Origin of the sequence: Bradyrhizobium sp. Mp19, assembly GCF_029952935.1 — a bacterium.
GTDB lineage: Bacteria > Pseudomonadota > Alphaproteobacteria > Rhizobiales > Xanthobacteraceae > Bradyrhizobium > Bradyrhizobium elkanii.
Window position 1 is genome coordinate 49,595 of the sequence record NZ_JASAUT010000040.1, and the last position, 24,163, is coordinate 73,757.

Consider the following 24,163-nt stretch of genomic DNA (forward strand, 5'->3'; position numbering starts at 1 on the left):
GCGGGTGATGACACGGAGCAAGCTGACGGCGTCTGCGCAATTTTCTGAATAATAGAAGAATGCCGCTGATTTGCCCGACGAGTCAAGTCGCCGTGTCGAACGCCGGCAGCCCCCGACTCCTTTGCATGGGGTTGTTTTCGATATTTTGGCACTGCGGCCCTGCGACGGCAGCCTCACAGGGTGGGCAAAGGCGCGCTTTCGCCGTGGCCACCCTACGCATTCGGTCACCCCGCCCGCATCTCCGCCCTGATCATGTCGGCCGCCTTCTCGCCGATCATGATGGTCGGCGCATTGGTGTTGCCGCCGATCAGGGTCGGCATGATCGAGGCGTCGACCACGCGCAGGCCTTCGAGTCCGTGCACGCGCAGCTTTGGGTCGACCACCGCCAGCGGATCGCCGGTGCCCATCTTGCAGGTGCCGACCGGGTGATAGACGGTGTCGACGCGCTCGCGCAGGATGCTGCGGATGTCGTCGTCGGTGCGGACGTTGGATGTGAACACATCCTTCTGCTGCAGGGCGCGCAGCGCCGGCGCCTCCATCAGCCGCCGTGTGGTCTTGTAGCCCGCCACCATCGATTCGAGATCGTCTTCCTCGCCGAGGAAGTTCGGGTCGATCAGCGGCGCCTGCATCGGGTCACTGCCGGCCAGCGCGACGCTGCCACGGCTCTTCGGCCGGAGCAGGCAGACATGGCAGGAGAAGCCGGTGCCGCCGTGGCGCTTGCGACCGTGGTCGTCGACCATCGCCATGCCGAAATGCAGCTGGATGTCGGGGATGTCGAGATCGGGCCGCGTCTTCAGGAAGCCGCCGCATTCGGCGAAGTTCGAGGTGAGAGGGCCGCGGCGCTCGCGCCGATATTGCATGATGGCGCGGACGAGCCGCGGCATGCCCTTCAGCGAGAGGCCGGCGAAGTTCGGATTGTCGGACATGTAGCCGAAGATGAAATCCGGATGGTCCTGCAGATTTTGGCCGACGCCGGGCAGATGATGCACGCTGGCGAGACCATGCTTGCCGAGCGCTGCGGCATCGCCGACGCCCGACAGCATCAACAGCTGCGGCGACTGGAACGCGCCGGCGGCAAGCAGGACTTCGCGCCGCGCGCGGAGTTGCTTCAGCTCCTTGCCCTGCCGGTATTCGACGCCGACCGCGCGCTTGCCCTCGAACAGGATGTGCGTTGCGTGCGCATTGGTCTCGACGCGCAGATTGGCGCGCCTGCCGATATGCGGATGCACATAGGCGCGCGCCGCGCTCCAGCGCTCGCCGTTGCGTTGGGTCACCTGGTAGATGCCGAGGCCCTCATGGTCCTCGGCATTGAAATCCTCGCGGATGCGGAATTGCGCCTCCTGCGCGGCCTGCAGGAAGGTCTGCTGGATCGGATTGCCGGAGCGCAGCTTGTTGACGGCGAGCGGGCCGCCCTTGCCGTGATACTCGCCGTCGAAATCGGCGTTGTTCTCCGAGCGCTTGAAATAGGGCAGTACGTCGGCGAACGCCCAGCCGGTATTGCCGAGCGCGGCCCAGTGGTCGTAGTCGGCGCGATGGCCGCGGATGTAGACCATGGCATTGATCGCCGAGGAGCCGCCGAGCCCCTTGCCGCGCGGCTGATAGCCGATGCGGCCGTTGAGCCCCTTTTGCGGCACGGTGTTGAAGGCCCAGTTGTTGACGGTGCCCGCAACCATCAGCACCAGTGCGCCCGGCGTGGTGACGACCCAATTGTCGTTGGTGCCGCCGGCATCGAGCAGCGCCACCGAGGTCGCCGGATCCTCCGACAGTCGTCCCGCCACCGCGCAGCCGCCGGAACCTGCGCCCACCACCACGAAATCGAATGTGTCAGTCACGTTTTCCCCCTGTCTTCATTATCGTCCGTCATTGCGAGCAGAGCGAAGCAATCCATCTATCCGTTGTGCGTGACTATGGATTGCTTCGCCACGCTCGCAATGGCAGCGTGATTCTTACGACAACAACCGCATCAGCTTCTCCAGCCGCGCGACCTTCGCGCTATAGGGCGGATAGAGATCGGCAAGCCGGTTGAACCGCGAGCGGTAGAACACCGGCTTGAACTTGGTCAGCGCCTTGAATCCCCACTCGCCGTGATAGGCGCCTGTGCCGGAGGCGCCGACGCCGCCCATCGGCTGATAGGCCTGCGCGAAGTGGAACAGGCAGTCATTGACGGTGACGCCGCCGGACACCGTGCGCGCCAGCACCGCATCGCGGGCGGCGCTGTCGGTGCCGAACCAGTACAGCGCCAGCGGGCGATCGCGCCTGTTGACGAAGGCAATCGCCTCCGCCGCATCGCGCACGCCGATGACCGGCAACAGCGGCCCGAAGATCTCCTCCTGCATCACCGTCATGTCCGGCGTCGCGTCGACGATCACGGTCGGCGGAAATTTGCGCCTCGCCTTCCACTCGCGGTCGTTCGACGCTGCCGGCTGCATGATGGTCGCGCCTTTCGCGGCGGCGTCGGCGACCAGCCTCTCGAGCCGTGCATAGTGCCGATCCGAGACGATCGACGTGTAATCGGCGTTATTGGGATCGGTACCGAACATATGCTGCATGTGGCCCTGCAGCCGCATCGCGAAGGGTTGCACCGCGGCCTGCGGCACCAGCACGTAATCGGGCGCGATGCAGGTCTGGCCGGCATTGAGCAGCTTGCCATAGGCGATGCGCTGTGCGGCTTCGTCGATATCGGCGGAGCCGTCGACGATCACGGGCGATTTGCCGCCGAGCTCGAGCGTCACCGGCGTCAAATTGCGGCCACAGGCTTCGGCCACCAGCCGGCCGACGCGGGTCGAGCCGGTGAAGATCAGATGATCGAACGGCAGCGCGGCAAACGCCCTTGCGATTTCGTCGTCGATATCGGTGACCGCGAGCTCGGTGACGTCGAATTTCTTGGCGATCGCCTCGGTCAGCAGCTCGGCGAAGCGCGGCACCAGCTCGCTCGGCTTGATGATGGCGCGGTTGCCGGCCGCGATCGCGGCGACTGCGGGCGCCAGGGTCAGCTGCAGCGGATAATTCCACGGCGCGATGATGCCGACCACGCCGAGCGGCTGCGGCATCAGCCGGTTCCTGGCCGGCGCGAACTGCACCGTGGTCGGGACCTTCCGCGGCGCCATCCAGCCCTTGAGGTGCCTGGCCGCGTGCTTGATCTCGCCGAGCACCAGCATGGTCTCGGCGATTGCGGTCTCGACGGTGGAGCGGTGGCCGAAATCGGCCGAGATCGCCGCCTCGAATCGCGCCTCATTCTCGGTCAGCGCGGCGCGCAGGCGGCGCAGCCGGTCGAGCCGTGCCTGCAATGTCGGCGCCGGCTCGGTGCGCGACAGCTCGAACTGGCGATGAAAGGCCTCCTCAAGCGCATGCAGCCCCGGGCTCTTCAATGGCCGGTCCATGGCATTTCCCCCTCGGATGACGTTTTCTTGACGGATTTGTTGCGCGCCAAGCTCCGCTTTTGCGCGCGGTCTGGCAAGGCCCGGTTCCCGGCGGTAAATCCTGTCGGGAACGCCGGCGATTTCGACGTCACAAAATCCTCAAAAACCCGCATCCGGGGCTTTCCAAACCGGGCTCACGTTGATACATACGCCCCGCACCCGACGGCTTCGGCCCGGGTCGCCTTCTCAGGAAGCCCCCGGACGGATCGATCGGCGCCGTTGAAAAGCGTTGGCCGGCCGGCTCAGGCACCCTTTCTGCAAGGCACGCAACGGTTTAACGCGGGGTGGAGCAGCCCGGTAGCTCGTCAGGCTCATAACCTGAAGGTCATAGGTTCAAATCCTATCCCCGCAACCAAAGTTGAAAATGGAAACCCAGCAATCTCAACGGATTGCTGGGTTTTTGCTTTTCGGTCTTAAGCAGCCGCATCAACAAATCCAATTGCTTAGCTCGATAGGTTCAAATCAACCCGCAACCAATTGGAGAGTGCGAAGCGCCACGGACGATCAGTGCCAATGGCGTAGGTCCTCGCTACCAAAAAAGAGAGTGATCGCTGACGCGCAATCATCATCCCTTCAATTCCGAAGGCTGGCCCGTCTGTTAGTGCCGTGCGGCCCGAACGAAGCCCCGTGCGGCGTGCCGCGCGAGTATCCTGACGAAGGCGACGGGGCGCGCATCCGTTCCTATCGACAATACGAAATCGCGCTGCTCGTGCGCTCTGCCGATATTCAATCGAGCAGGAAGCGTCTGACTTCCTCGGCAACCGTGCGACCTTCCGTCTCAAGCGCAAAGTGCCCGGTGTCCAGAAGGACAATTCGTGCTGCGGGAATGTCTCGCCGAAACGCTTCGGCGCCCTCCGGGGCGAAGAATGGGTCGTTCCTGCCCCAGGCGGCCAGCAGCCGTGGCTGATGCTGACGGAAGAATGCCTGATAGAGCGGATAGCGTTCGATGTTGCGCTTATAGTCCAGCTTGAGGTCGATCTGCAGATCGGCATTTCCGGGGCGGGCCAGAACCGCCGCATCAAGCGTGTAGGACTCCGGCTCAATAATGGATGGATCGGCCACGCCGTGGAAGTAAGCTTGCTTGACCCCCTCGAGCGTCATGCGGGAGCGAATGGGCTCCCGTTTGTCGGGGCTTGGGCTGACCCAGTAGGCTCGCAGCGGATCCCAGGCTTCCTTCCTCAATCCCTCGACGTACGCGTTGCCGTTCTGGCTGATGATCCCTGCAACACGCTCCGGATATGTCAGCGCGAGGTCCCAACCCACCGGTGCACCGTAGTCGAAGACATAGAGCACGTAGCGCGTAAGCTCCAAGACGTCGACGAACGCTGCGATCGTGCGCGAGAGGGATTCGAAGTCATGCCGATAGTTTCGCTCGGCGGGGATTTGCGTGAAGCCGAACGAGGGTAGATCCGGCGCGATCAGCCGAAATCGATCGGCGAGCTGTGGCATCAGATGACGAAAGTAGAAGGAGGAATTCGCAAAGCCGTGCTTGAGTTTACCGCAAAGCCACCGACAGGATCCGCGATCTTGCGCCAATTTCATCGCGCAAGCTGTGGTTTTTCGCTGTTGGTTTGGAGGATGGTTCTTCCACCGCCGTTCTGTTCTCAGCATCTGTGGTCGAAGCGGCAGTATTAGAACTGCGAGTAACGCGATAAAGGGAGTTGCGGACAGTTCTGCGATCTCGGCATAGCCCTTCTGCCTGGGTTGAGAATGCCGCAGGAGATGCTGGAGGCGACGATTGAGATGGCGAAGCAGGCCGACAAGTGCACATGCTTCTCACCAGCGAGCGCATTCCGGCGTCGTGTGCCTTAGGCGCCAGCGATCAGTGAGGCGATATCTGAGAGCGGACGTCGGCCGAAGTCTTTCGCGAGCTCGCCTATGATCTTGCTTCTCAGGTCGTGGTGAAAGTGCTTGCGCATCTCCCCCAAGGTTCTGGGGTCAGAGACAACGACCAAGTGCTCTATTGTCCCGTCCATGCTGAGCTTGTTCAGGAAAGCCGCGGTTGCCGCTGCAAAGTCCTCTTCGATGAACCGCCTGCCATCGGGGTTGGCGGAGCCGGTATGGTGCCGTGCACCTGAGCCTGCGTGGAGGTGCGCGGGCGGAGCTGCCGTGATCTCGACCAAGTGCACCCCAGGTTTCACGCCTGTATTGTGGAACATGCGAAACGTCTCGCCGTCAGCGACGGCAACTGTCGTACCGGCAGGTAGAATCATCGAAAGATCTCCTGTTCATCCGGCGAGCTATGACACTTGCACGCCGAGCGCCCCACTGCGTGTTTTCGATGAGCCCCTGTCGGTCGAACGAATGGTCGAGGCGGAGGGGATCATGAGCTCCCTCGCTGAACCGGTCTCCAGGTGTTCGCGCTGGCCAAGATGGCGCCAAAGCTGTCGCGGGATTCACCAACGTGAAACATCCCGCCGTTAGGGGAGGGCGTGTACGCGATCTCCGTGCCGACGATCGTGCTGGGGAGCCCGGCTCTGTGCGCGCGCGGGAGCAGCAGACGCATGCGTGTGCCGGCACCGCGCTTGCTCTCTGTACAGACCACGCCGCCTCGTTCTTCAGCGAAGCGCCGGACCTGGGAAAGGCCGGTGCCATGGCCCGTGGCCCTTGTTGTGAAGTCCGAGGTCAAGGCCTGCGATAGGATCCTCTCAGGCATGCCGTCCCCATCGTCGGCGGCAACGATCTCGACGAATTCCCCGGACGCGTCGGCGGAAGGCTTGACGTTGTGCGCCTTGACGGTGATCGTGCCGCCTCTCGGCATGGCATCCGCCGAGACTTGGCAAAGGTCCAGCAAGGCGAAGTATAGCTCCTCCGGGTCGGCATTGAAGGCCCATAGGTCAGGGGCGATCTCGGCGCGCACCGTGATGTGCAGAGGCAACGTCCAGTCAAGCGCACTTGCGATCGTTGCGAGGCGAGTGCCTGTGACAAACCCGTCGATCGACTCGGCGCCTGCTTGCTCGGCATCGAGGAACTGCCGGCTGGACATCGCGCCTCGCGCGATCGCCTGCTGCATTTTCGCAAGGATGGCCTTTCGGCGCGCGGCATCGGTCTGGCACTCGAGCAGCCGCAGGCCGCTGTCGATCACGGCGAGGAGGTTGTCGATGTTGTGGACGAGGAACTGCGCCACGTCGGGCATGATGCTCGCGATATCCCGCCTGCGAGGGGTGGCCACGCCGCGCGCATCAGACGGCACGCTGGCGCGGCACAAAATCCCCGAGACCTCGCCGTTGGGGCCGACGAGCGGGATCTCCGCGTACCTGGACGCGATGAGACCGCTACCGCCGTCGCGAACGTCTCGCACTCGTGCGCTAAACGCATGCTGCACTCCGAGCGCGACGCCGGCGCGGTCCGCGAGCACGACAACATCCTCCAGCAGCCGGCCTTCGACAGGGCCGGATAATGAAACGCCAATCGTCTCTCTGATTTGCATATCGGACCTCCTGGCTTGCAATCGTGCAGCGGAACTGCGACTTCGGCCCGCATAAGGGACGACGTAGGTCGAAGTCTGAGTCCATGATGGTCGAAAGGAAAATCACCTCTCGCCATGGAGTCGATAGCCGACCGTTATCGGATTGTCTGAAAGACGCTTGGCTAGCCGGAGTGGGCTCGTTCGCGCGGACTCTTCGACGCCCGACCGACCTGGGCTGATCTCAGGCTCCCGAACCACTGCCGGAGTAGCTGGCCTCGGTTGCGCGAGTCCGATGCGGCAGACCTCCGGCCATCATAACGCGCGGCTATCGACTTCATGGCGTGACGTCACTTCCCATTCACAATGTGGAATTCCATGCTTCGACGGCGCCGCGCTGATCCGGCTCGCAACACCACGATCGACTATGTCGCAGCACTCTGGGAGTGAGATACGATCATGTTTTCAGTGATTTTCGAGCTCCTCCCCAACAAGGGGAGTTGGGATGACTACCTCGACAGCGCCAAGATGTTGCGCCCCGAACTGGAGCAAGTCGAGGGCTTCGTCGACAACATCCGCTATAAGAGCCTGACCCGCGAGGGCTGGATCCTCTCGCTTTCGAGCTGGCGGGACGAGAAGTCGCTCGTCCGCTGGCGGACTCGCATGCGCCATCACGAGCTCCAGCAGAAGGGCCGGGACGAAATCTTCGCAGATTATCACCTCCGCGTCGGCCAGATCACCGGTGACAATCAGGTGCCTGCCGGGTACGCCCTCACGGAGCAGCGGCTCGACGAGACCGAAGTCGGGGAGGGAACGACGGTCACGCTGATCAACGCGACGCGCCCCGCGGAGTGGAAGCAGACCGACAACCCGTATGACTGCGCCGAGTGGCTCGGCCTAAACCCGTGGGCGGCCGACAGCACGTCCTGGGACATCTGCGACGCCATGCTCACGCCTGGCGATCTGATTCTGCTCATATCCTGGAAGAACCACGCTGCGGCGCAGGCCTACGAGGACACTTTCGCACCGAATGACAATGCGAGGGTCCGGAAAGTGCGGATCGTGCGCGACTACGGGAAACACGACCGCCGCGAAGCGCCTCAATACTACGCAGATGCCAAAGGCGGTGAGACGCTCCGCGCCTGACGCCATGCGCCGGAAAGGGCCGGCCGGCCGCGTAGTTAGATGATCCGGGCGAACGCACGACGCCTACAACGGCGTCGACTGCACGCCGCACGGCAACGCGTCCGAATTGAGCCTTTTCCTCGTTCACCCAACCCTTCACCATGTCGGCTCTCAGAGATTCCTGAAGGCGTGTCCGTGCGTCCAAATCAACAGCCAGGTCATTCAAACGGGGGCACGCAAGTAGCATCTAGGCCCCATGATTGCGGCGTGCCTCGTCACGTCGCGGAGCGCAAAGGCTCATCAGCACAGACAACCGCACCTTGACGGAAACGATCCATGGAGCTTCATCAAGTTCGCTACTTTCTCGCTGTGGCGTCCACACTCAACTTCACCCGCGCGGCCGAGCTGTGCAATGTCACGCAGCCGGCCCTGACCAAGGGAGTGCAGAAGCTCGAGCAGGAACTCGGCGGCCAGCTGATCTACCGCGAACGCCAGCTGACGCAGCTCACCGACCTTGGAAAGGAAGTCCTTCCGATGCTGGAGCGCACACTGGCCTCGGCGGAGGCGGTGCGCCGCAGGGCCGAGGAATTCCAACGCAAGGACGTAGCCCCGTTGAAGATCGGCCTCGCCCCCTCTATCTCGGCATCGCTGGTCCTCGATCCGATCGCGGAGATCGCAAAGTTCGTCCCTGGACTTCACGTCGAACTGCGCGAGGGCGTGGCGGAGAAGCTCGTCGACCTCTTGCTTGCGGGGGAGATCAACGCGGCTATGGTCGGGGATGTGCAGGACGTGCCCGACCGTATCGACGACTGGTCGCTGTTCGAGGAACGCTACGTCGCGGTGCTCGCGCCGACGCACCGGCTCGCAAACCGTCAGTCGATCGGCATCGATGACCTCCGCGAAACCGTCTTGCTGGAACGGGCTGAATGCGATGTTGCCCCGAAAATCCAGCGGTCGTATTTTCCGGAGGTGCCCCCTCACTTCGGCCACTGCAGCGGTCACGACTTGCACCTGCAGCACATGGCGGCTGCGGGCTTCGGCGTGATGCTCGCGCCCGAGCACATGCCGCGCCTTCCGACGCTCAAAACCATCCCGCTCGAAGGCGACCCGGTCTTGCGGGAGGTGCGGCTGCTGGCAGTACAGGGGCGCCGCTACTCGCCGGCGCTGGACGCTTTCGTCAAGGTCGCGCGGCTTCGCGACTGGTCGTTCGAGGTCTCCGACCGGGGTGTGCCCTACGAAACGGTCGTAGAGATGGCGAGGGCGTCCGCATGACGACGACACCCGCGCCGGCGGCCAGCCGCCTCCAGCCAACCGATCTTCAGCTTGACGGCTCCTTGCCGATGACCAACCAGGCCGACAAGACACTCGCCCAGATTCGCACCGAGCTGTTGTCGACGTTTAGCGCGGCAGATTGGGAGTCTTACAACCACCTCGTGGGCTGGCTCCGCGATACCGACGTGGCATCGCGCGCGTTGAAGGTCGGGGACGAGGCGCCAGATTTCCTTTTGCCGGACGCCGACGGCCGTCTCCACTCCTCCGAGCAATTGCGCCGCGACGGACCCCTCGTGCTGAGTTTCTTCCGCGGCGGCTGGTGTCCGTTCTGCACCGCTGAGCTCTCCGCCCTCCAGGCTGCGAAGGATGAGTTCGAGAGCGTCGGCGCGACCCTCGCAGTCGTGACGCCCGACACGAAAGACTTCCCGCGGCAGCTCAAGCGGAGCCTGGGTTTGGATCTGAAGGTCCTGTCCGATGTCGACTACGGCGTCGCCATGTCGTATGGCGTACTGTTCCGGGTGCCCGATGATACCATCGCACATTATTCCAGGTTGGGCTTTGACTTCGGCGCCCGCCACGGGTCACCGATCTGGATGCTGCCCATCCCCGCGACCTACGTGATCGACTCGGAAGGCCGGATTCGCAGTGCGTTCGTCGAGCCTGACTTCACGATACGGGACGAGCCGGCGCAGATATTGGCGTCGCTGCGCCACGCCGCCTCCATGTCTCGGTGAGGGAGGCTGAAGGTGGACAGCAGTATCCGGGATAATCCGGCGATGAGTCGGTTGAAATGCCGCTTGGCGACGGAGCGCTCGCGGTCGCCTACTACAAGATCGAAGACGGTCGCGTCGTTCTCCTCCACACGGAAGTGCCACAGGATCTGTCCGGTCGGGGGTACGGATCGCGGCTGGCGGATGGCGTTTTCGAAGCGTTGCGGCGCGACAGGAAAAAGGTAATCGCGAAATGCCCGTTCATTTCCTCCTATGCCGCGCGGGGCCTTTGAACGATACCTCACGCCTATCGAAAGCATGTCCAAAGGGAATTTCTAATTTCATAGGCTGCGTCCGATCTTTGGGTCCGCCAGGTCGGCCGAGCTGCACGCGGTCGGCTCCGCAGCGAATGAAACAGTGATTGAAGACGCTGCGCCGAGTCTCCGTACCGCGCGCGAGCAGAAAAGGAGAGCTCCCATGAAATTATCAAGGACAGTCGGTCTGGCCGTCGCCGTCTCGCTGGTGGCCGGCGCCGTGGCGGCGCTCGCGCAGATCAACGGAGCGGCCTCGGCCGGCCCGACCGCGAACGTCGTGGACGCCACCGGGCATCTGCGCGTGCCGGCGGACTACCGAACGCTCTACCAGGCGCTCGGCAGCTGGGCAATTGCCGCCGACAGCGGCCAGGGCTCGAAGGAAATGCATGTCGTCTGGGCATCCCCGGGAACGATCGATGCGTATCGGAAGACGGGGCAGTTCCCGGACGGCGCCGTTCTGGTGAAAGAGGTCTTCGCGACGGCGACGGACGAGATGACAACCGGCAGGGTGAGCCATGCCGACAAGCTCCAGGGCTGGTTCGTCATGGTGAAAGACAGCAAGGGAACGCACCCCGGCAACCCGTTGTGGGGCGACGGGTGGGGATGGTCGTGGTTCGACGCCGACAAGCCGCTCAAGACCACCTCCACAGACTACCATTCGGATTGCCAGGGCTGCCACGTGCCGGCTCAGACAACCGATTGGATCTACGTGAACGGATATCCGGTCCTGCGTCGCTAGGCGACCGAATGCGTGGGCGCTTCTCGAATCCCGCAAGTTGATGCCGCAAGCTGAAAAAATTGAAGTGCTCATGGTGAGGATTCGTTTCGGCTGTCAGCCTTTCGGACCCGATCGACGTCCAGAGTACAAGCGAGCGCATGGAGTTCGACGTGTCGTTCTCGGTCTATGACATCACCGTCCCCGTCATGGTGCACGGACTGAACGTGATGGCCGACTATCTCGACCATGCCCAAGCGCTCGAGCGGGCCCGCGGGATCGAGCCCGGCGGTATCCTTGGCGAGCGGCTCGCGTCCGACATGCTGACTTTCGGAGAACAGTTTTCGGTAAGCTGCAACAAGGTCGACGCCCACTTGGCGAAACTGATGCAGCGCGACGCGCCGGCACCGCGCGACATCCCCATGATGTACCCGGCATTGAGGGAGCGTCTCCTCGAGACGCGCCGCTTCCTGCAGAACGTGCAGCCGGACGAGGTTGCCGGCGCGCAGGCCCACACATACGGGCTAACGCCGCCCATCGCGCGCGGCTGGTTCGGCGGCGACGACTATATCCGGCATCTGGTGCTGCCTGACTTCTTCTTCCACATCTCGATTGCGCACGCGATCCTTCGGCGCCTCGGAGCGAAGATCGGAAAGCGCGACTACCTTGGCAACCTCAGTCAGCAGAGCGGAGGTGACTACTCGTGAGAGGCGGGCGCAGTGCGCGGCGCGGCCCCCCCTAAAGTTTGTGCCGGAGATTTCATCCTGATAGACGGCGTCGAGCGATTACAATACGGCGATGATGACAGCTGGACCCAAGGAGCGTAGTGGCGCTTCAAGTGGGATGAATGCTGCGGCTCGCTACGTGGGATGGACACACTTGGTTCGGCCCTGGTCTCACTGATCTTCGGCCTGGGCGGAGATCATGGCGCGGTCTCTTGTCTGGTCGCCGGAGCGGCTTTCGCTTCCATGGGAGCCGCTACCAGCAGCGCTCGCCGGTTCAGATAGCGCGACGCCCCGCTTTCGCAGCGCGCGGCGCCAGAGTCATCAAAGCTGTAAAGGCACCGGCGATCGAGGTCGCGGCGGCTACGGCGAGGCCGACTTCGTAACCGGACGCAAAGGGCGCGACGCCGGCGGCGAAGGCTACCCCGGCAAGCTGAGCAATCCGGCTAGCCGCATTGTTGATCCCGGAAGCGAGCCCTTCGTCGGCCTGATTCACGCTCGACAAGACCGACGCAGTGAGCGGTGCCACGAGCACAGCGAAGGACAGGCCCAGCAGGGTCACGGGTCCGATCACGCCGAGCATCAGGGATTCTGCCCGGCCGAGCGCCATCCAGACATAGGCGAGTGCCGCACCTGCCGGTCCCGCGATGAGCATGGCCCGCGCGCCAATCTTGTCCGCCAACCTGCCGAAGACGTTCGACATGAGCCCCACGCCGAGCGTGAAGGGCAGGAATGCCAGGCCGGCGTCGGTCGATGACAGCGCGCGACGATCGACGAGATCAAACGGCAACACAAAAAACATGATCGAAACCGCCGCATAGATCATCAGGGTCGCGACGTTCAGCCCGAGGAAGGCGCGGTTTTCCAGCAGGCGAGGTGGCGTCATCGGGTGTTCGCTTCTGCGCTCCCAGAACGCGTAGACGGCGAGCCCGACAATGCCGAGCCAGGCGACGATCATGAGTACCGTGACCGGCTGGGCTGGAGTGCTCGTGGCATCCAGCGCTTCGGCGGAGCCGATCTGGCTCAGTGCCCAGGTGAGGGCCCCGATCGCCGCAGCGAGGATCGCGGCACCGATCAGGTCGAATCGGCGCTGGATCCGGCCGTCTTTGGGTGCGAAGACCAGCAGAACTCCCACGGCGGCGAGCGCGAGCGGCGGGTTGATCCAGAACACGGACGGCCAGCCGAAGGTCTCGGTCAGCCAGCCGCCCAGGACAGGACCTCCGGCCGTTGTGAGGGCCGATGCCGCAGCCCATAAGCCGATCGCCCGGTTTCGCTCGGCGCGCGGATAGGTGGCCCCGATCAGGGCGAGGCTGGCGGGGGTGACGATCGCCGCGGCTGCTCCCTGTGCGATGCGGGCAGCGATCAGCCAGGTCGGCGAAGGCGCCAGCGCGCAAGCCGCAGACGTCACACCGAACAGGACGCAACCGAGCCCCAGCATTCGCGCCTTGCCGTAAACATCCGCGAGCGCACCGCCGATCAATGTCAGCGACGCGAGCGCCAGCATGTACCCGTTGAGAACCCATTGAACGGAGGCAAGGTCCGCTCCGAAATCAGCGCGCAATATCGGTAACGCAACGGGTAGCGCGGTCCCATCGATGAACGCCATCGACGACGCGAGCACGCAGGCCGTGAGCACCATGCCTCGGTGGCGGGGCGGCGCCTCCCGCCCGAGCTCTCGCGGGCAGGGTTCTGCATCGATAACGCGGTGGCTGTGCCGTCCTTCAAGGGGCTGCGTCTCGTGGTGACAAGCTCGCCGTCTCTGGCTTGCAGGCGTGGTCATTTGCAGTCTCGTTCCGGGGTGTGGGTGTGTCTGACAGCGATCTCACACCGTGGCTGTCGAACCTGCCGCGAGGGAAGTCACCTCTCGCCATGGAATCAATCGACGATCGTTATTGCCGCTTGCCGCGCGGCGTGATGCCGTCGCGGGCCGCGCGCTTGCTTTGATTTACGCAGGTAGAGAGGAACGTCACAGCAGTATTCCTCACCGCTATGGAAACCATGCATGCCGATTATTGGAAGGTTTCGTATCGCGCTGCGATCTATGGGTGGACTGTGGAGAAGAGAATGCTGCTGCCTCGTCGACCGGTTCCAGAACTGCGCGTGCCGACCCTTGCTCATGGCGACTTTGACCTTGCGACCGACACGCCGGAGCGGTTTACGTTGATATGCTTTTATCGTGGGCTCCATTGTCCGGTCTGTCTCAAATATCTGCGCGACCTGGAATCGCTGATCTCCGAATATGAGCGCCGCGGCACAAAGGTCATTGCCGTTAGCTCTGACGTTGCCGAGCGTTCGCAGGAAATGGCGCGCAAGGTCGGCACCAACTTGCGATTTGGACATTCGTTGCCGCTGACGGTTGCGCGGCAATGGGGGCTGTATATTTCTGCGTCGCAGGGAAAGTCGTCGATCAACGTCGAGGAGCCGCCGCTATTTTCGGAGCCGGGCGTGTTCCTGGTCCGTCCGGACGGTACCTTGTACTACGGCGCGGTTCAAACGATGCCATTTGCACGTCCGTTGTTCTCGGAATTGCTTCAGGCGATCGATTTCGCGATCTCCAAGGCTTATCCGGCGCGTGGCGAGTATGACGGCCCTGTCTCATCGTGAGCAGCGCGTCACTGATCCTCCCCGACCTCGGCCTTGCGCTCTCCGAGCCCAAGGCGGTTGACGCGTGGGGCAGCACCAAGGTGCTCGCCGCGTCGAGCCTGGGCTGTTGCCTGGTGTTCGTCAGCAGCGCCGTCGTCACGATTGCGCTCGCTGCGATTGGCCAAGAGATGCGCCTGTCGCCGCTCGACCTGCAGTGGGTGATGAACGCCGAGCTTCTGCCGCTCGTTGCCGTGACCTTGGTTGCCGGCGCCCTGGGTGACCGGTTCGGACAGAAGCGGATTTTCCTCGGGGGCATCGCTCTCTACGGCTTCGGCGCAACCGCAATTGCCTTCGCGCCGGGTTTCGCGTCGCTCATCGTCGGTCGATTGTTGCAAGGCCTGGGCGAGGCCGTGATCCTGCCCAATGGTCTTTCCGTGCTTGGGCGGGCCTTTCCCGCCGACCAGAAAGCTCGCGCGGTCGGAATCTGGTCCGCCGCAGCGGCTGTTGCCGCCGGCGTCGCACCCGCGATCGCCGGCGCGATCCTCGATCACGGGTCCTGGCGGACGACCTTTCTGATGCTCCTGCCGGTCGTCGCCGGCGCGCTGGCTGTCGGCATCGCGTGGATACCCAACGACGCACCGGCCAGGCACGTTCGGGTCGACGTTGGTGGCGCGGTCCTGTCGACAGTCGGGTTCGGCGGGTTGAGCGCGGCGCTGATCAACCTGACCAACGGTTCGGGTCCGAGCCCATGGGTGCTCGTCATGCTGATTGTCGGTCTGGGTAGTTTAGCCGGCTTCATCGTGAACCAACGGCGATTAGGCGACAATGCCATGCTGCCCGCTTCGCTCTTTGTTTCACGGTCGATCGTCGGCGCGAACCTGTTCACTGCGCTCCTCTACGGGCCGTTCACGGTCATGCTAACCCTGATCCCGTTTGTGATGATCCGGGGCGCGCACTTGCCGGCGCTGGTGGCGGGCCTGGCCTTCGTTCCCCTGCAGGTGCTGATTATGGTCGTCTCGCCGCTCGCCGGTGTGCTCTGCCGCCGGTTCGGCCGGCGCGTGCCATTGTTCGCCGGCGGCGCCGTCGCCGCCCTGGGATGCATCATGGCGCTCCGTATCGGTCCGAACGCGACCTATTGGGCGGACATCTTCCCGAGCATCCTGTTGCTGGCGCTTGGCATGAGCCTGGCGATTGCGCCGTTGACAACCCTCGTCCTCACCACCGTCGAGCCCGATCGCGCCGGAACCGCGTCTGGAGTCAACAGTGCGGTCTCGCGCGCCGGGTCGCTCTTCGCCATTGCCCTGCTTGGTGGCGTCCTGCAGCAGGGCGGCCCTCAGCTATTCTCGGGATTTCAGATCGCGATGGCTGTTGCCGCGGTCACCTGCGTTCTCACCACGCTCGCGGTGTTCATCATCGAGCCAGGGCCCCATGTCGATTTCATTCCGCGGGACTGACTCCGCTATCGAATGGCCAGTCGTGCGGCCGACCAAGTCTTCCGAAGCTCACGATATGGAGTTGCGATGTGAAGGAAAATAATATGGGACTATCTCCCGAGGTCGGCGACAGGATCACCGGCAAGTCAGCACCGCCCGATGACGGCACTGTCCGCGACTGGATCGGGCCGAAGGCGTTCGGGCATTGGGCCGAGCTGCGTAACTGGATCGAGGCAAACTACCCCGCTGTCTTCGCGCCGGAATGGCTCTATCGTGGCAAGAAGCGCGGTTGGTCCCTGCGCTACAAAAAATCCAGGGCATTCTGCACTTTCCTGCCGGAATACAGGTTGTTTTCGGTCGAGGTGGTCCTGGGGGGAGCAGAGCGAGAGAAGTTTGAGGCGCGGCGTTACGGGTGGCGCCCGCAATTGGTCAAACTTTACGATGAAGCCCGAACTTACCCCGACGGAAAATGGTTGAAAGTTGGTATCTCTTCCGCGGTCGACCGGCGTGACGTGACGGAGCTTTTAAGTCTGAAGCGTCCTCCTCCGCGGTCACCCGGTTGAGATGTCTGCGCCGCGCCGATGCCGTAGTGATCTTCCAGGAGATCGGCGCGAGCCTCGAACACCTTACCGAGCGGTGGAGCGATGCTTCACTCACCTTCGACAGTCGCGGGGCATGGGACTTTCCCCATGACCGTCAGGTCGAGCGCCAAAAGCGCTTTTGCCCTCGCTGACGTGGCGTTATCTCCCTCAAGAAACGCAGTGGCTTGCACAGGGAGGAATTGCAAGGTTTTCAGACCAATGGAGCCCAGCACGGCCGCAAGATACGGAGTGAGAAAATCGGGCTGGTTGGCCCGGTCACCGGTGAACACGCCACCAGATGCGATACCGATGAACACCGGGCGATCATGGAGCTTTCCCACCTTCCCAACCGGCGTCGATCTGAAGGTGCGGCCGGCGCGCAAAATCTGGTCGACCCATGCCTTCAGGACCGAGGGAATGGTTAGGTTATGCATCGGCGTTCCAATGACCACCGCATCCGCCGCCTCGACTTCCTGAATGAGCGTTTCAGAAAGATCCAGCGAACCCTTCAGCGGAGCAGCCAACGTTGCTGCCGTCGAAAGCGTCGTGGCGTAGTCAGGCGTGGCATGCGGCAATGGGGCGGCGCCAAGATCTCGCCGACAGATGGTCGCCCGGGGCTCGATCTCGAGTAGCTTCTCGACAATCGCCGCCGAGAGCTGCCGGCTGTGTGATTCCGCCCGCGGGCTGCAATCAATATGAAGGATACTCTTCATGCTTTACTCTTTTCGCCCAGCCCCGTCACTTCGAGTCCCGGCCGCATCGCGCATCACATAAAAAGCTCCGATAGCCTTCAGCGATGATCGATGCGACCAGGCTGGAGTTCAGAGCGACCCAGCGGGCGCTACGGCTGGAAAGTCCTTCTCGGGATCGAAGACGTTGTTGAAGAAGTTCGTCATGGAATACATTGCCACCAGCGCGACGATCTCCATGACGTTCGCATCCGTGTAGCCGGCATCGCGCACGCCTTTCAGATCCGCGTCACTGATCTTGCCGCGGGTCTCGATGACCTTGCGCGCAAATTGGATGGCGGCGTCCCGCTTCGGGTCGCTGGCATGGCCCATCCGGGCCAGAATAATTTCATTGGCCGGCAGCTTGGCCATGTGATCGGCCGTAAAGCTGTGAACCGTCAGGCAGTAGTCGCAGCCATTCACCTCGGAAACCGCGAGGCCGATGCTGTCACGCGTCTTCACGTCGAGCGCCTTGCTCAGGGAGCCGAGCAGGGTGGCCCAAGAGTTGAATGCGATCGGGCTTGCCGCGAAGGTCGCCATCATGTTTGGAGTGAATCCGATGTTCCTGGTGAACATATCGAGGGTCGATTTTGAATCGGCCGGCACCTGTTCCGGCTTGAGAGCAGCAGTTCTTGGCATCATAGTCCCCGCGGGTTGCTGGTTGCGCTAACGATCAAACGAGATTCAACACTTCGGTCACCGGACGGCGCGGCTTCTGCGCCCAGTTGCCCGGACGCAGGGCTCCCACCGACAGCAACATGACCGGTACCTCGTCCTTGGCGAGCCCGAACTCGCGATGCACGGCTTCCGCATCGAAACCGATCATCGGCGTCGAACCCAGGCCGAGCGAGCCGGCCGCATAGATCATCGCGGCCGCGCCGAAGGTGGCGCTGCGAACGGCTTCGTCGCGCTGACGCTGCGGGTACGCCATATACAGACCGCGCGCGGGGATTTCCCATTCCGGAACCATCTTTGCCGGCATGACGCCGGATTCCACCAGCGGTGCAAGGCGTTCTGGCACGACGCTGGAGTCGGCCAACTGACCGCAGACGATGAAGGTAACTGATGCTTCAGTGATTGCAGGCTGATCCCAGGCGATCGGCCGCAATCGAGTCTTGGCTTCACGCGAGCGAACGGCAATGAAGCGCCAATTCTGCAAGTGGAAGGATGTTGGCGCGGTGGTGCCAATTCGCACGAGCTCGCTGATTTGGTCATCGCTCAGGGTGGCTGCAGTGTCGTAGTACTTGGCAGAGCTGCGGCCCAGGATGCATTCGATAACCGCGTTGGTCGTGGTGATCCCGTTTGTCATGGTGAATCCTATACGTGAAAGGACAGGTTGAAATGCTTTCGCTCTCTTCGCCGGAAATGCCGCAGGGGGTGCATCCCGGTCGACGTCTCTTGCCGAGGGGCAGGGTAGATCGCCGGCTGCCTCCGGCACGTCTGATAGGACGCGGCCGGCCGGAAGCGTGCATCGAGTAGATGTTGCTCACGGACGAGCGCGAATGATCGTCTTGCCGCTGATCCGCTTCGTCGGATTGAAGGCGGCGACAGCGTCGTCGAGAGCCGCGATGCTGCCGATGTTGGTCCGCAGTCGCCCGTCCCGCACTCGCTGGACAATCTCTCCCAGTTGGGCACGATCGGACTCAACAACGAAGTCGACGGCTAGGCCGTCAACGGGTCGTACTTCGCTCGGTCCGACGATGGACACCAGCGTTCCACCGGTTCGAATCAGACATGCGGAGCGCCTCCCGATGTCGCCGCCGATAACATCGAACACCAGATCGATTCCATTGACGTCTTCAAGGGTGTCGTTCTCGAGATCCAGGAACTCCTGCGCGCCGAAGTCTAGGGCGTTCTGACGATCGGCGGCACGCCCGGTGCCGATGACGTAGGCGCCAGACAATCTTGCGAGTTGACTCACCATCGATCCGACTGCACCGGCTGCGCCGTGCACGAGGACGCTCTGCCCAGCCTGAAGGCGGCCGTGCACAAATAGTCCCTGCCATGCGGTGAGGCCTGAAATTGGCAGACTCGCGCCCGCCGTGAATTCGATGTCCCCCGGCAGAGGCGCGAGGTTACGTGCCTCCATAGCCACGTACTCCGCCAGGGAGCCGTCGCGATACCAATCGGAAAGCCCGAACACTCGCTGCCCCACCGACAGCCCCGTCGTGCCGTAGCCGAGAGCGGTGACCACACCGGCCAGCTCGTGCCCCGGAATCGACGGTGTTCGGCTGTGGTCGAGGCGATCGGTCCACGTCGAGGGCCACGTTAGCTCGGTCGGGACGAATCCCGATGCATGAACCTGAACGATAACGTCGTTGATGGCGGCCTGCGGCTCGGACCGCTCCACGAGCCTCATTCCACCGGTCCCCGCTGCCTGGTCCGTTACGACGATTGCTTTCATCATCCACTCCTCTGCGTGTGGTATGCCGCCATCTTCTGAATTCAGTTGTAGAGGAGCAAGAAATACGACCGCGAAAGTCGATGGTCCAATGACGTGTGGCTATGGAATCGATGCCATCGACACGCCGCGCCAGAATGAAAGGCACCACGGCGCAGCAGTGAACAGAGCGAATGCCCGCGGGGTTGATTTCTGGTCACTGAGGACGCGAGAACCGTAACGCGCGCAGGAACGCAGGCTCTGTCGGCTTACGCGTTCATTAAGGGTTTTGGTTGCGCGCGGAGTAAGAAGACTCTGCCGCCGTCTCGCCGCTGAGACGGCCGACCGCTAGTAGTTGTGGAGTCGAAACGAGCAATGCCGCCGGTGCTCCTGGCGCGGTGGTCGCGGGCAGGCGAAGCACTCAATCCGCTTCGATATAGGGGATGTGGAGCTCAGCCAGATCATCTTCATAGCTGGCCTGGGTGCTTGTGTCGTGGCTGGACGTTGCGGCGTCCGGGCGTGTGTGAATATCCGCGCTAATGCCGAGAAGTTCGCCAACAGGGCAGAGGTTCGCGGCCTCCAGCAAGAAGGCGCGTTGTTGGGCGTCGAGTTCGCCCTCCAGCACGAGCGTGCGTTCGAACGAATCTCGTTCGCCCTTTGCACCATGGTGGAAGCTGACACCGACTTCTACCCGCACCAACGGCAGTTTTCGACGTCGGGCGTGAAAGCGAACAGTCATGGCGGTGCAGGCAGCGAGAGAGGTGCTGAGAAGGTCGTAAGGATTGGGACCGGGAGAAACGTGGCCGATTCCATCCGGGCCGCCGATGGGAAACTGAGATCCATCTACCTGACCGACCAGCGTGCCATGATTGGCGGGGTCGCTCGCGACGAAAACCTCGCGGCGCTTGGATGCTTTGTCCTGGGGCGTCATAGCGTCCTTCCACTGTGTTTAGCGCTCATGCGAAGCGGCGTCACGAACCGTCGCAAGCGCCTGAGCGGCACGCCTGGCAATTAAGATCGGTGACCATTCAGGTAAAGCTATCGTATCGATAATCGGTAGGAATGCGCCGTGAAGTCGACATCGAGCAACAACGTTGGCTTCGAGTGCCATTCGGCTTTCGTCATCCTCGCTACGGCGGCACGGCGCGCGGCAATAACGATCGTTTATCGACTCCATGGCGAGAGATGATTTCCCTGGCCGACGTTGCAGCGTCAATCTCCAGGCATCGTCGTGCCGAACTCGCGGTTTCGCGATCGGCTCGCCAAAGTGCTTGGAGAGAGGGAAGTGAATACGATTGACATAACGGAGCACCGGGCTCCGGCGACCCGGCTCAATCGCAGTTCGTTTCGTCGCCTTCTGCGATGTGGCGCTGCGGTGATCGTTATGCTGGTTGTGTTGGCGATCGTTGGCTGCGACAAGGCGCAGTCGCAAGGGGCCGCGCCGCCGCCCGTCACGGTCGCGCAGCCGGTTAAGCGCACCGTTACCGATTGGGACGAGTTCACCGGCCGCTTCGAGGCGATCGAGGAGGTCCAGGTCCGCGCCCGCGTCGGCGGCTTTGTCAACAGCGTCGAGTTCAAGGACGGCGCAATCGTCAAGGCCGGCGATCTGCTCTATGTCATCGACCCGCGTCCGTTCGAGGCGGTCGTGCTGCAGGCCGAAGGCCAGCTCGCCGACGCGCGGGCCAAGGGGGAGCTTGCCAAGCGTGATCTCGAGCGCGGGCTGAACCTCGTGCAGACCAGCGCGGTCTCCGAGCAGGTCGTCGATCAGCGCCGCCAGGCGTTGCAGGCGGCGCGCGCTGCCGAGACCCAGGCCGAAGGCACGCTGAAGGCCGCGCAGCTCAACGTCGAATTCACCCATGTGCTGGCGCCGATCACCGGCCGCGTCAGCCGGCATCTGGTCACCCCGGGCAATCTGGTGCAGGGCAGCGAGGGCGGCGCGACGCTGCTCACCTCGATCGTGTCGCTCGATCCGATCTACATCTATTTCGACGTCGACGAGGCGACCTATCAGCGCAACAGCAAGCTGTGGTTCGAAGGCAGGCGGCCGAGCTCGCGCGATACCGCGAACCCGGTGCAGGTGACGCTGACCGGCGAGACCAAGCCCTCGCATGAGGGCAAGATGGACTTCCTCGACAACCGGCTCGACGTCTCCACCGCAACGCTGCGCAGCCGCGCGATCATTCCGAACAAGGATCTCTCGATCCTGCCCGGTCAGTTCGGCCGCGTCCGCCTGATCGGCTCCTCGCCCTATGAGGCGCTGCTGATCCCGGATACCGCTGTCGCCACCGACCAGTCGCGCAAGATCGTGTTCGTGGTCAAGGACGACAATACGGTGGAAGCCCGCGCGGTCACGCTCGGGCCGCTGGATGAAGGCCTGCGCGTGATCCGCGAAGGCCTCAAGCCGGAGGATCACGTGATCGTGGACGGGCTGCAACGCGCCCGCGTCGGCGCCAAGGTGACGCCCAAAATGACGCCGGTTCCGGCGGATGCCAAGCCGGCGGCAGGTGCGAAGCCATGAATCTCGGAAAGCTCTCCGTCAACCAGCCCATCCTCGCGATGGTGCTGTCAATCGTCCTCCTGATCGTCGGCGCGATTGCCTATCAAACGCTGCCGGTCTCGGAATATCCGCAGGCGGTGCCGCCGACCGTCACGGTTACGACGCAGTATCCGGGCGCCTCGGCGCAGACCGTGTCCGATACCGTCGCCGCGCCGATCGAGCAGGAGATCAACGGCGTCGAGGACATGCTGTATCTCTACAGCCAGGCAACTTCGAATGGCCAGCTCACCATCACCGTCACCTTCAAGCTTGGCACCGATCTCGACAAGGCGCAGGTGCTGGTGCAGAACCGCGTCGCGATCGCGCAACCGCGCTTGCCTGAAGAAGTGCAGCGCAACGGCGTCGTCACCCGAAAGAACTCGCCCGACATCCTGATGGCCGTGTTCGTGTTGTCACCCGACGACAGTTTCGACCAGCTCTACATCTCGAACTACACGTTGCTCCAGGTCCGCGATCAGCTCTTGCGGCTCGACGGCGTCGGCGACATTCAGATGTTCGGTGCGCGCGACTATTCGATGCGGCTATGGTTCGATCCTGACAGGATTGCGAATCTCGGCCTGACTTCGACCGAGGTGCTGGCTGCGATCCGGGCGCAGAACCTGCAGATCGCCGGCGGCCAGATCGCCGAGCCGCCGATCGCCGATCGCGCGTTCCAGCCCAATCTCGTCTTCACCGGCCGCCTCAAGGACATCAGGCAGTTCGAGGACATCGTGGTGAAGGCCGGCTCCGACGGCCGCATTGTGCGGCTGCGCGACGTTGCCCGCGTCGAGCTCGGCGCCCTGTCTTACGCCACCAGCAGCCGCATATTGCGCAAGTCGGCCGTCGCAATGGTGGTGACGCAACGGCCCGGATCCAACGCGCTCGATACAGCGAAAGCGATCTCGAACACGATGGCGAAGCTGAAGGAGAGTTTTCCGAAGGGGCTCGACTACAATATCGGCTACAACCCGACCGAATTCATCGCCCAATCGGTCCATGAGTTGATCAAGACGGTCTATGAGGCGATGGCGCTGGTCGTCATCGTGGTGCTGGTGTTCCTGCAGGGATGGCGGCCTGCGATCATCCCGATCATTGCGATCCCGGTGTCGTTGGTCGGCACCTTTGCGGTGATGTCCGTGCTCGGATTCTCGATCAACAATCTGACGCTGTTCGGCCTCGTGCTCGCGGTCGGCATCGTGGTTGACGACGCCATCGTGGTGGTCGAGAATGTTGAGCGCCATCTCGAGCACGGCATGTCCAGGCGCGATGCTGCGCTCAAGACCATGGGGGAGGTTGGCGGCGCGCTGGTCTCGATCGCGCTGGTGCTGTGTGCGGTGTTCGTGCCCACCGCCTTCCTCGGCGGTATCTCCGGACAGTTCTTCCAGCAATTCGCGGTGACGATTGCGGTTGCGACCGCAATTTCCTGCTTCTGCTCGCTGACGCTGTCGCCGGCGCTGGCCTCGCAGATCCTCGTGCAGCACGGGGAAAAGCAGCCGCCGGCGCGCTGGAACATCATCGCGCGCGGCTGGGACAGCTTCACCGCGCTGTTCAACCGCGTATTCGACCGCCTGGCGCAAGGCTATGCTGGTGTCGCCGACTTCGTGATCCGGCACACGGTGGTGATGCTTGCGATCTACCTGGTGTTGATCGGCAGCGCCGGCTGGCTGCTCGCGACCACCTCGCAGGGCTTCATCCCGGCGCAAGATCGCGGTTACCTCATCATCTCGGCGCAGCTGCCGGGCGCGGCGTCGCTGGCGCGGACCACGGCGGTGGTGCGCGAGATCGAGCGGATTGCGCTGGACACGCCAGGTATCGTGCGCGTTGGCGCATTTAGCGGGTTCTCCGGCGCGACGCGCACGCAGGCCGGCAATGCCGCGGCCTTGTTCCCGGTGTTCGACGAGCCGGAAGTACGGCAGAAGAAGGGATTGTCGGCCGACGCGATCACAGCCGACCTTCGCAAGCGGCTGTCGGTAATCCAGGGCGCCTTCATCATCGTTATTCCGCCGCCCGCGGTGCCGGGCATCGGCACCGGCGGCGGCTTCACCATCCGCATTCAGGATCGGCAGGGACGCGGGCCGGAACTGCTGGCCGCCGCGACCGACGAACTGGTACAGGCCGCGCGCAAGTCGCCGAACCTGACCTCGGTGTTCTCGCCGTTCTCGGCTAGGGTCTGTACCTAAATAGCGCCACGTGATTCTCTTGCCTACGTGTTGATTCGGGGGCGAGAGAATGCGCGCTG

21 protein-coding genes, 1 tRNA gene and 1 pseudogene are annotated in these 24,163 nt (G+C 63.1%); 12 read left to right on the forward strand and 11 right to left on the reverse strand.

Annotation, left to right across the window (positions count from 1 at the left end; all coding sequences use genetic code 11):
• Positions 1 to 224: 224 nt before the first annotated feature.
• Complete coding sequence (locus QJT82_RS32375; RefSeq protein ID WP_028341927.1) at positions 225 to 1,832, reverse strand: choline dehydrogenase; 1,608 nt, start codon at positions 1,830 to 1,832, stop codon at positions 225 to 227.
• A gap of 114 nt (positions 1,833 to 1,946) precedes the next feature.
• Entirely contained in the window at positions 1,947 to 3,380 is a 1,434-nt protein-coding gene (locus tag QJT82_RS32380; protein WP_028341928.1) for a coniferyl aldehyde dehydrogenase, read from the reverse strand.
• 317 nt (positions 3,381 to 3,697) lie between these two features.
• On the opposite strand from QJT82_RS32380, the gene QJT82_RS32385 reads away from it, so the two are divergent.
• Positions 3,698 to 3,774 (forward strand) — tRNA-Met (locus QJT82_RS32385).
• A 371-nt stretch (positions 3,775 to 4,145) separates the two neighbouring features.
• On the opposite strand, the gene QJT82_RS32390 is transcribed toward QJT82_RS32385, so the two are convergent.
• From QJT82_RS32390 to QJT82_RS32400, 3 genes are all read right to left on the reverse strand, one after another.
• Positions 4,146 to 4,961 (reverse strand): alpha/beta hydrolase, encoded by an 816-nt coding sequence (locus QJT82_RS32390; protein ID WP_051447950.1) that lies wholly within the window; start codon positions 4,959 to 4,961, stop codon positions 4,146 to 4,148.
• A gap of 266 nt (positions 4,962 to 5,227) precedes the next feature.
• Positions 5,228 to 5,632: a host attachment protein gene (locus QJT82_RS32395; RefSeq protein WP_028341929.1), complete on the reverse strand. Its 405-nt coding sequence runs from the start codon at positions 5,630 to 5,632 to the stop codon at positions 5,228 to 5,230.
• 110 nt (positions 5,633 to 5,742) lie between these two features.
• Positions 5,743 to 6,849: an ATP-binding protein gene (locus tag QJT82_RS32400; RefSeq protein WP_063607095.1), complete on the reverse strand. Its 1,107-nt coding sequence runs from the start codon at positions 6,847 to 6,849 to the stop codon at positions 5,743 to 5,745.
• Between the two features lie 435 nt (positions 6,850 to 7,284).
• Here QJT82_RS32400 and QJT82_RS32405 point away from each other — a divergent pair, with 435 nt between their 5' ends.
• The 6 genes from QJT82_RS32405 to QJT82_RS32430 all read left to right on the forward strand — a co-directional run bounded on the left by QJT82_RS32405 (position 7,285) and on the right by QJT82_RS32430 (position 11,668).
• Positions 7,285 to 7,971, forward strand: a complete 687-nt coding sequence (locus QJT82_RS32405; protein ID WP_028341930.1) for an antibiotic biosynthesis monooxygenase — start codon at positions 7,285 to 7,287, stop codon at positions 7,969 to 7,971.
• Between the two features lie 315 nt (positions 7,972 to 8,286).
• A complete protein-coding gene (locus QJT82_RS32410) occupies positions 8,287 to 9,222 on the forward strand; it encodes a LysR family transcriptional regulator (protein WP_028341931.1) in 936 nt (311 codons plus the stop codon).
• Complete coding sequence (locus QJT82_RS32415) at positions 9,219 to 9,956, forward strand: peroxiredoxin-like family protein (protein WP_028341932.1); 738 nt, start codon at positions 9,219 to 9,221, stop codon at positions 9,954 to 9,956. Before QJT82_RS32410 ends, QJT82_RS32415 begins: the two co-directional genes overlap by 4 nt.
• A gap of 56 nt (positions 9,957 to 10,012) precedes the next feature.
• Positions 10,013 to 10,225 carry a GNAT family N-acetyltransferase gene (locus tag QJT82_RS32420; RefSeq protein WP_051447951.1) on the forward strand — a complete coding sequence of 71 codons (213 nt, stop codon included), beginning with the start codon at positions 10,013 to 10,015 and terminating at the stop codon, positions 10,223 to 10,225.
• A gap of 184 nt (positions 10,226 to 10,409) precedes the next feature.
• On the forward strand, positions 10,410 to 10,985 hold the full coding sequence (locus tag QJT82_RS32425; RefSeq protein ID WP_028341933.1) for a cytochrome P460 family protein: 576 nt from the start codon (positions 10,410 to 10,412) through the stop codon (positions 10,983 to 10,985).
• A gap of 137 nt (positions 10,986 to 11,122) precedes the next feature.
• Positions 11,123 to 11,668, forward strand: a complete 546-nt coding sequence (locus tag QJT82_RS32430; RefSeq protein WP_051447952.1) for a DUF1993 family protein — start codon at positions 11,123 to 11,125, stop codon at positions 11,666 to 11,668.
• Positions 11,669 to 11,960: 292 nt separating this feature from the next.
• Here QJT82_RS32430 and QJT82_RS32435 read toward each other — a convergent pair whose 3' ends face one another.
• Complete coding sequence (locus QJT82_RS32435) at positions 11,961 to 13,322, reverse strand: MFS transporter (RefSeq protein ID WP_035631961.1); 1,362 nt, start codon at positions 13,320 to 13,322, stop codon at positions 11,961 to 11,963.
• Between the two features lie 425 nt (positions 13,323 to 13,747).
• On the opposite strand from QJT82_RS32435, the gene QJT82_RS32440 reads away from it, so the two are divergent.
• From QJT82_RS32440 to QJT82_RS32450, 3 genes are all read left to right on the forward strand, one after another.
• Entirely contained in the window at positions 13,748 to 14,287 is a 540-nt protein-coding gene (locus tag QJT82_RS32440; protein ID WP_028341934.1) for a peroxiredoxin-like family protein, read from the forward strand.
• Complete coding sequence (locus QJT82_RS32445; protein ID WP_051447953.1) at positions 14,284 to 15,720, forward strand: MFS transporter; 1,437 nt, start codon at positions 14,284 to 14,286, stop codon at positions 15,718 to 15,720. Before QJT82_RS32440 ends, QJT82_RS32445 begins: the two co-directional genes overlap by 4 nt.
• A gap of 83 nt (positions 15,721 to 15,803) precedes the next feature.
• A complete protein-coding gene (locus QJT82_RS32450) occupies positions 15,804 to 16,262 on the forward strand; it encodes a DUF3788 domain-containing protein (RefSeq protein WP_028341935.1) in 459 nt (152 codons plus the stop codon).
• Positions 16,263 to 16,348: 86 nt separating this feature from the next.
• Here the strand turns inward: QJT82_RS32450 and QJT82_RS32455 are convergent, their stop codons facing one another.
• The 5 genes from QJT82_RS32455 to QJT82_RS32475 all read right to left on the reverse strand — a co-directional run bounded on the left by QJT82_RS32455 (position 16,349) and on the right by QJT82_RS32475 (position 20,319).
• On the reverse strand, positions 16,349 to 16,993 hold the full coding sequence (locus QJT82_RS32455) for an NAD(P)H-dependent oxidoreductase (RefSeq protein ID WP_035631963.1): 645 nt from the start codon (positions 16,991 to 16,993) through the stop codon (positions 16,349 to 16,351).
• A 108-nt stretch (positions 16,994 to 17,101) separates the two neighbouring features.
• Positions 17,102 to 17,647, reverse strand: coding sequence for a carboxymuconolactone decarboxylase family protein (locus QJT82_RS32460; protein WP_028341936.1), 546 nt, complete (start codon positions 17,645 to 17,647; stop codon positions 17,102 to 17,104).
• Positions 17,648 to 17,681: 34 nt separating this feature from the next.
• Positions 17,682 to 18,317 (reverse strand): nitroreductase family protein, encoded by a 636-nt coding sequence (locus QJT82_RS32465; RefSeq protein WP_028341937.1) that lies wholly within the window; start codon positions 18,315 to 18,317, stop codon positions 17,682 to 17,684.
• 177 nt (positions 18,318 to 18,494) lie between these two features.
• Positions 18,495 to 19,412, reverse strand: a complete 918-nt coding sequence (locus tag QJT82_RS32470; protein ID WP_028341938.1) for an NADP-dependent oxidoreductase — start codon at positions 19,410 to 19,412, stop codon at positions 18,495 to 18,497.
• 397 nt (positions 19,413 to 19,809) lie between these two features.
• Complete coding sequence (locus QJT82_RS32475; protein ID WP_080686808.1) at positions 19,810 to 20,319, reverse strand: OsmC family protein; 510 nt, start codon at positions 20,317 to 20,319, stop codon at positions 19,810 to 19,812.
• Between the two features lie 447 nt (positions 20,320 to 20,766).
• Between QJT82_RS32475 and QJT82_RS32480 the strand changes: the two genes are divergently transcribed.
• Positions 20,767 to 21,906, forward strand: coding sequence for an efflux RND transporter periplasmic adaptor subunit (locus QJT82_RS32480; RefSeq protein ID WP_338132187.1), 1,140 nt, complete (start codon positions 20,767 to 20,769; stop codon positions 21,904 to 21,906).
• Positions 21,903 to 24,089: pseudogene (locus QJT82_RS32485) on the forward strand (efflux RND transporter permease subunit); the annotation flags it as partial. The gene QJT82_RS32480 and the pseudogene QJT82_RS32485, both read left to right, overlap by 4 nt.
• Positions 24,090 to 24,163: the final 74 nt, after the last annotated feature.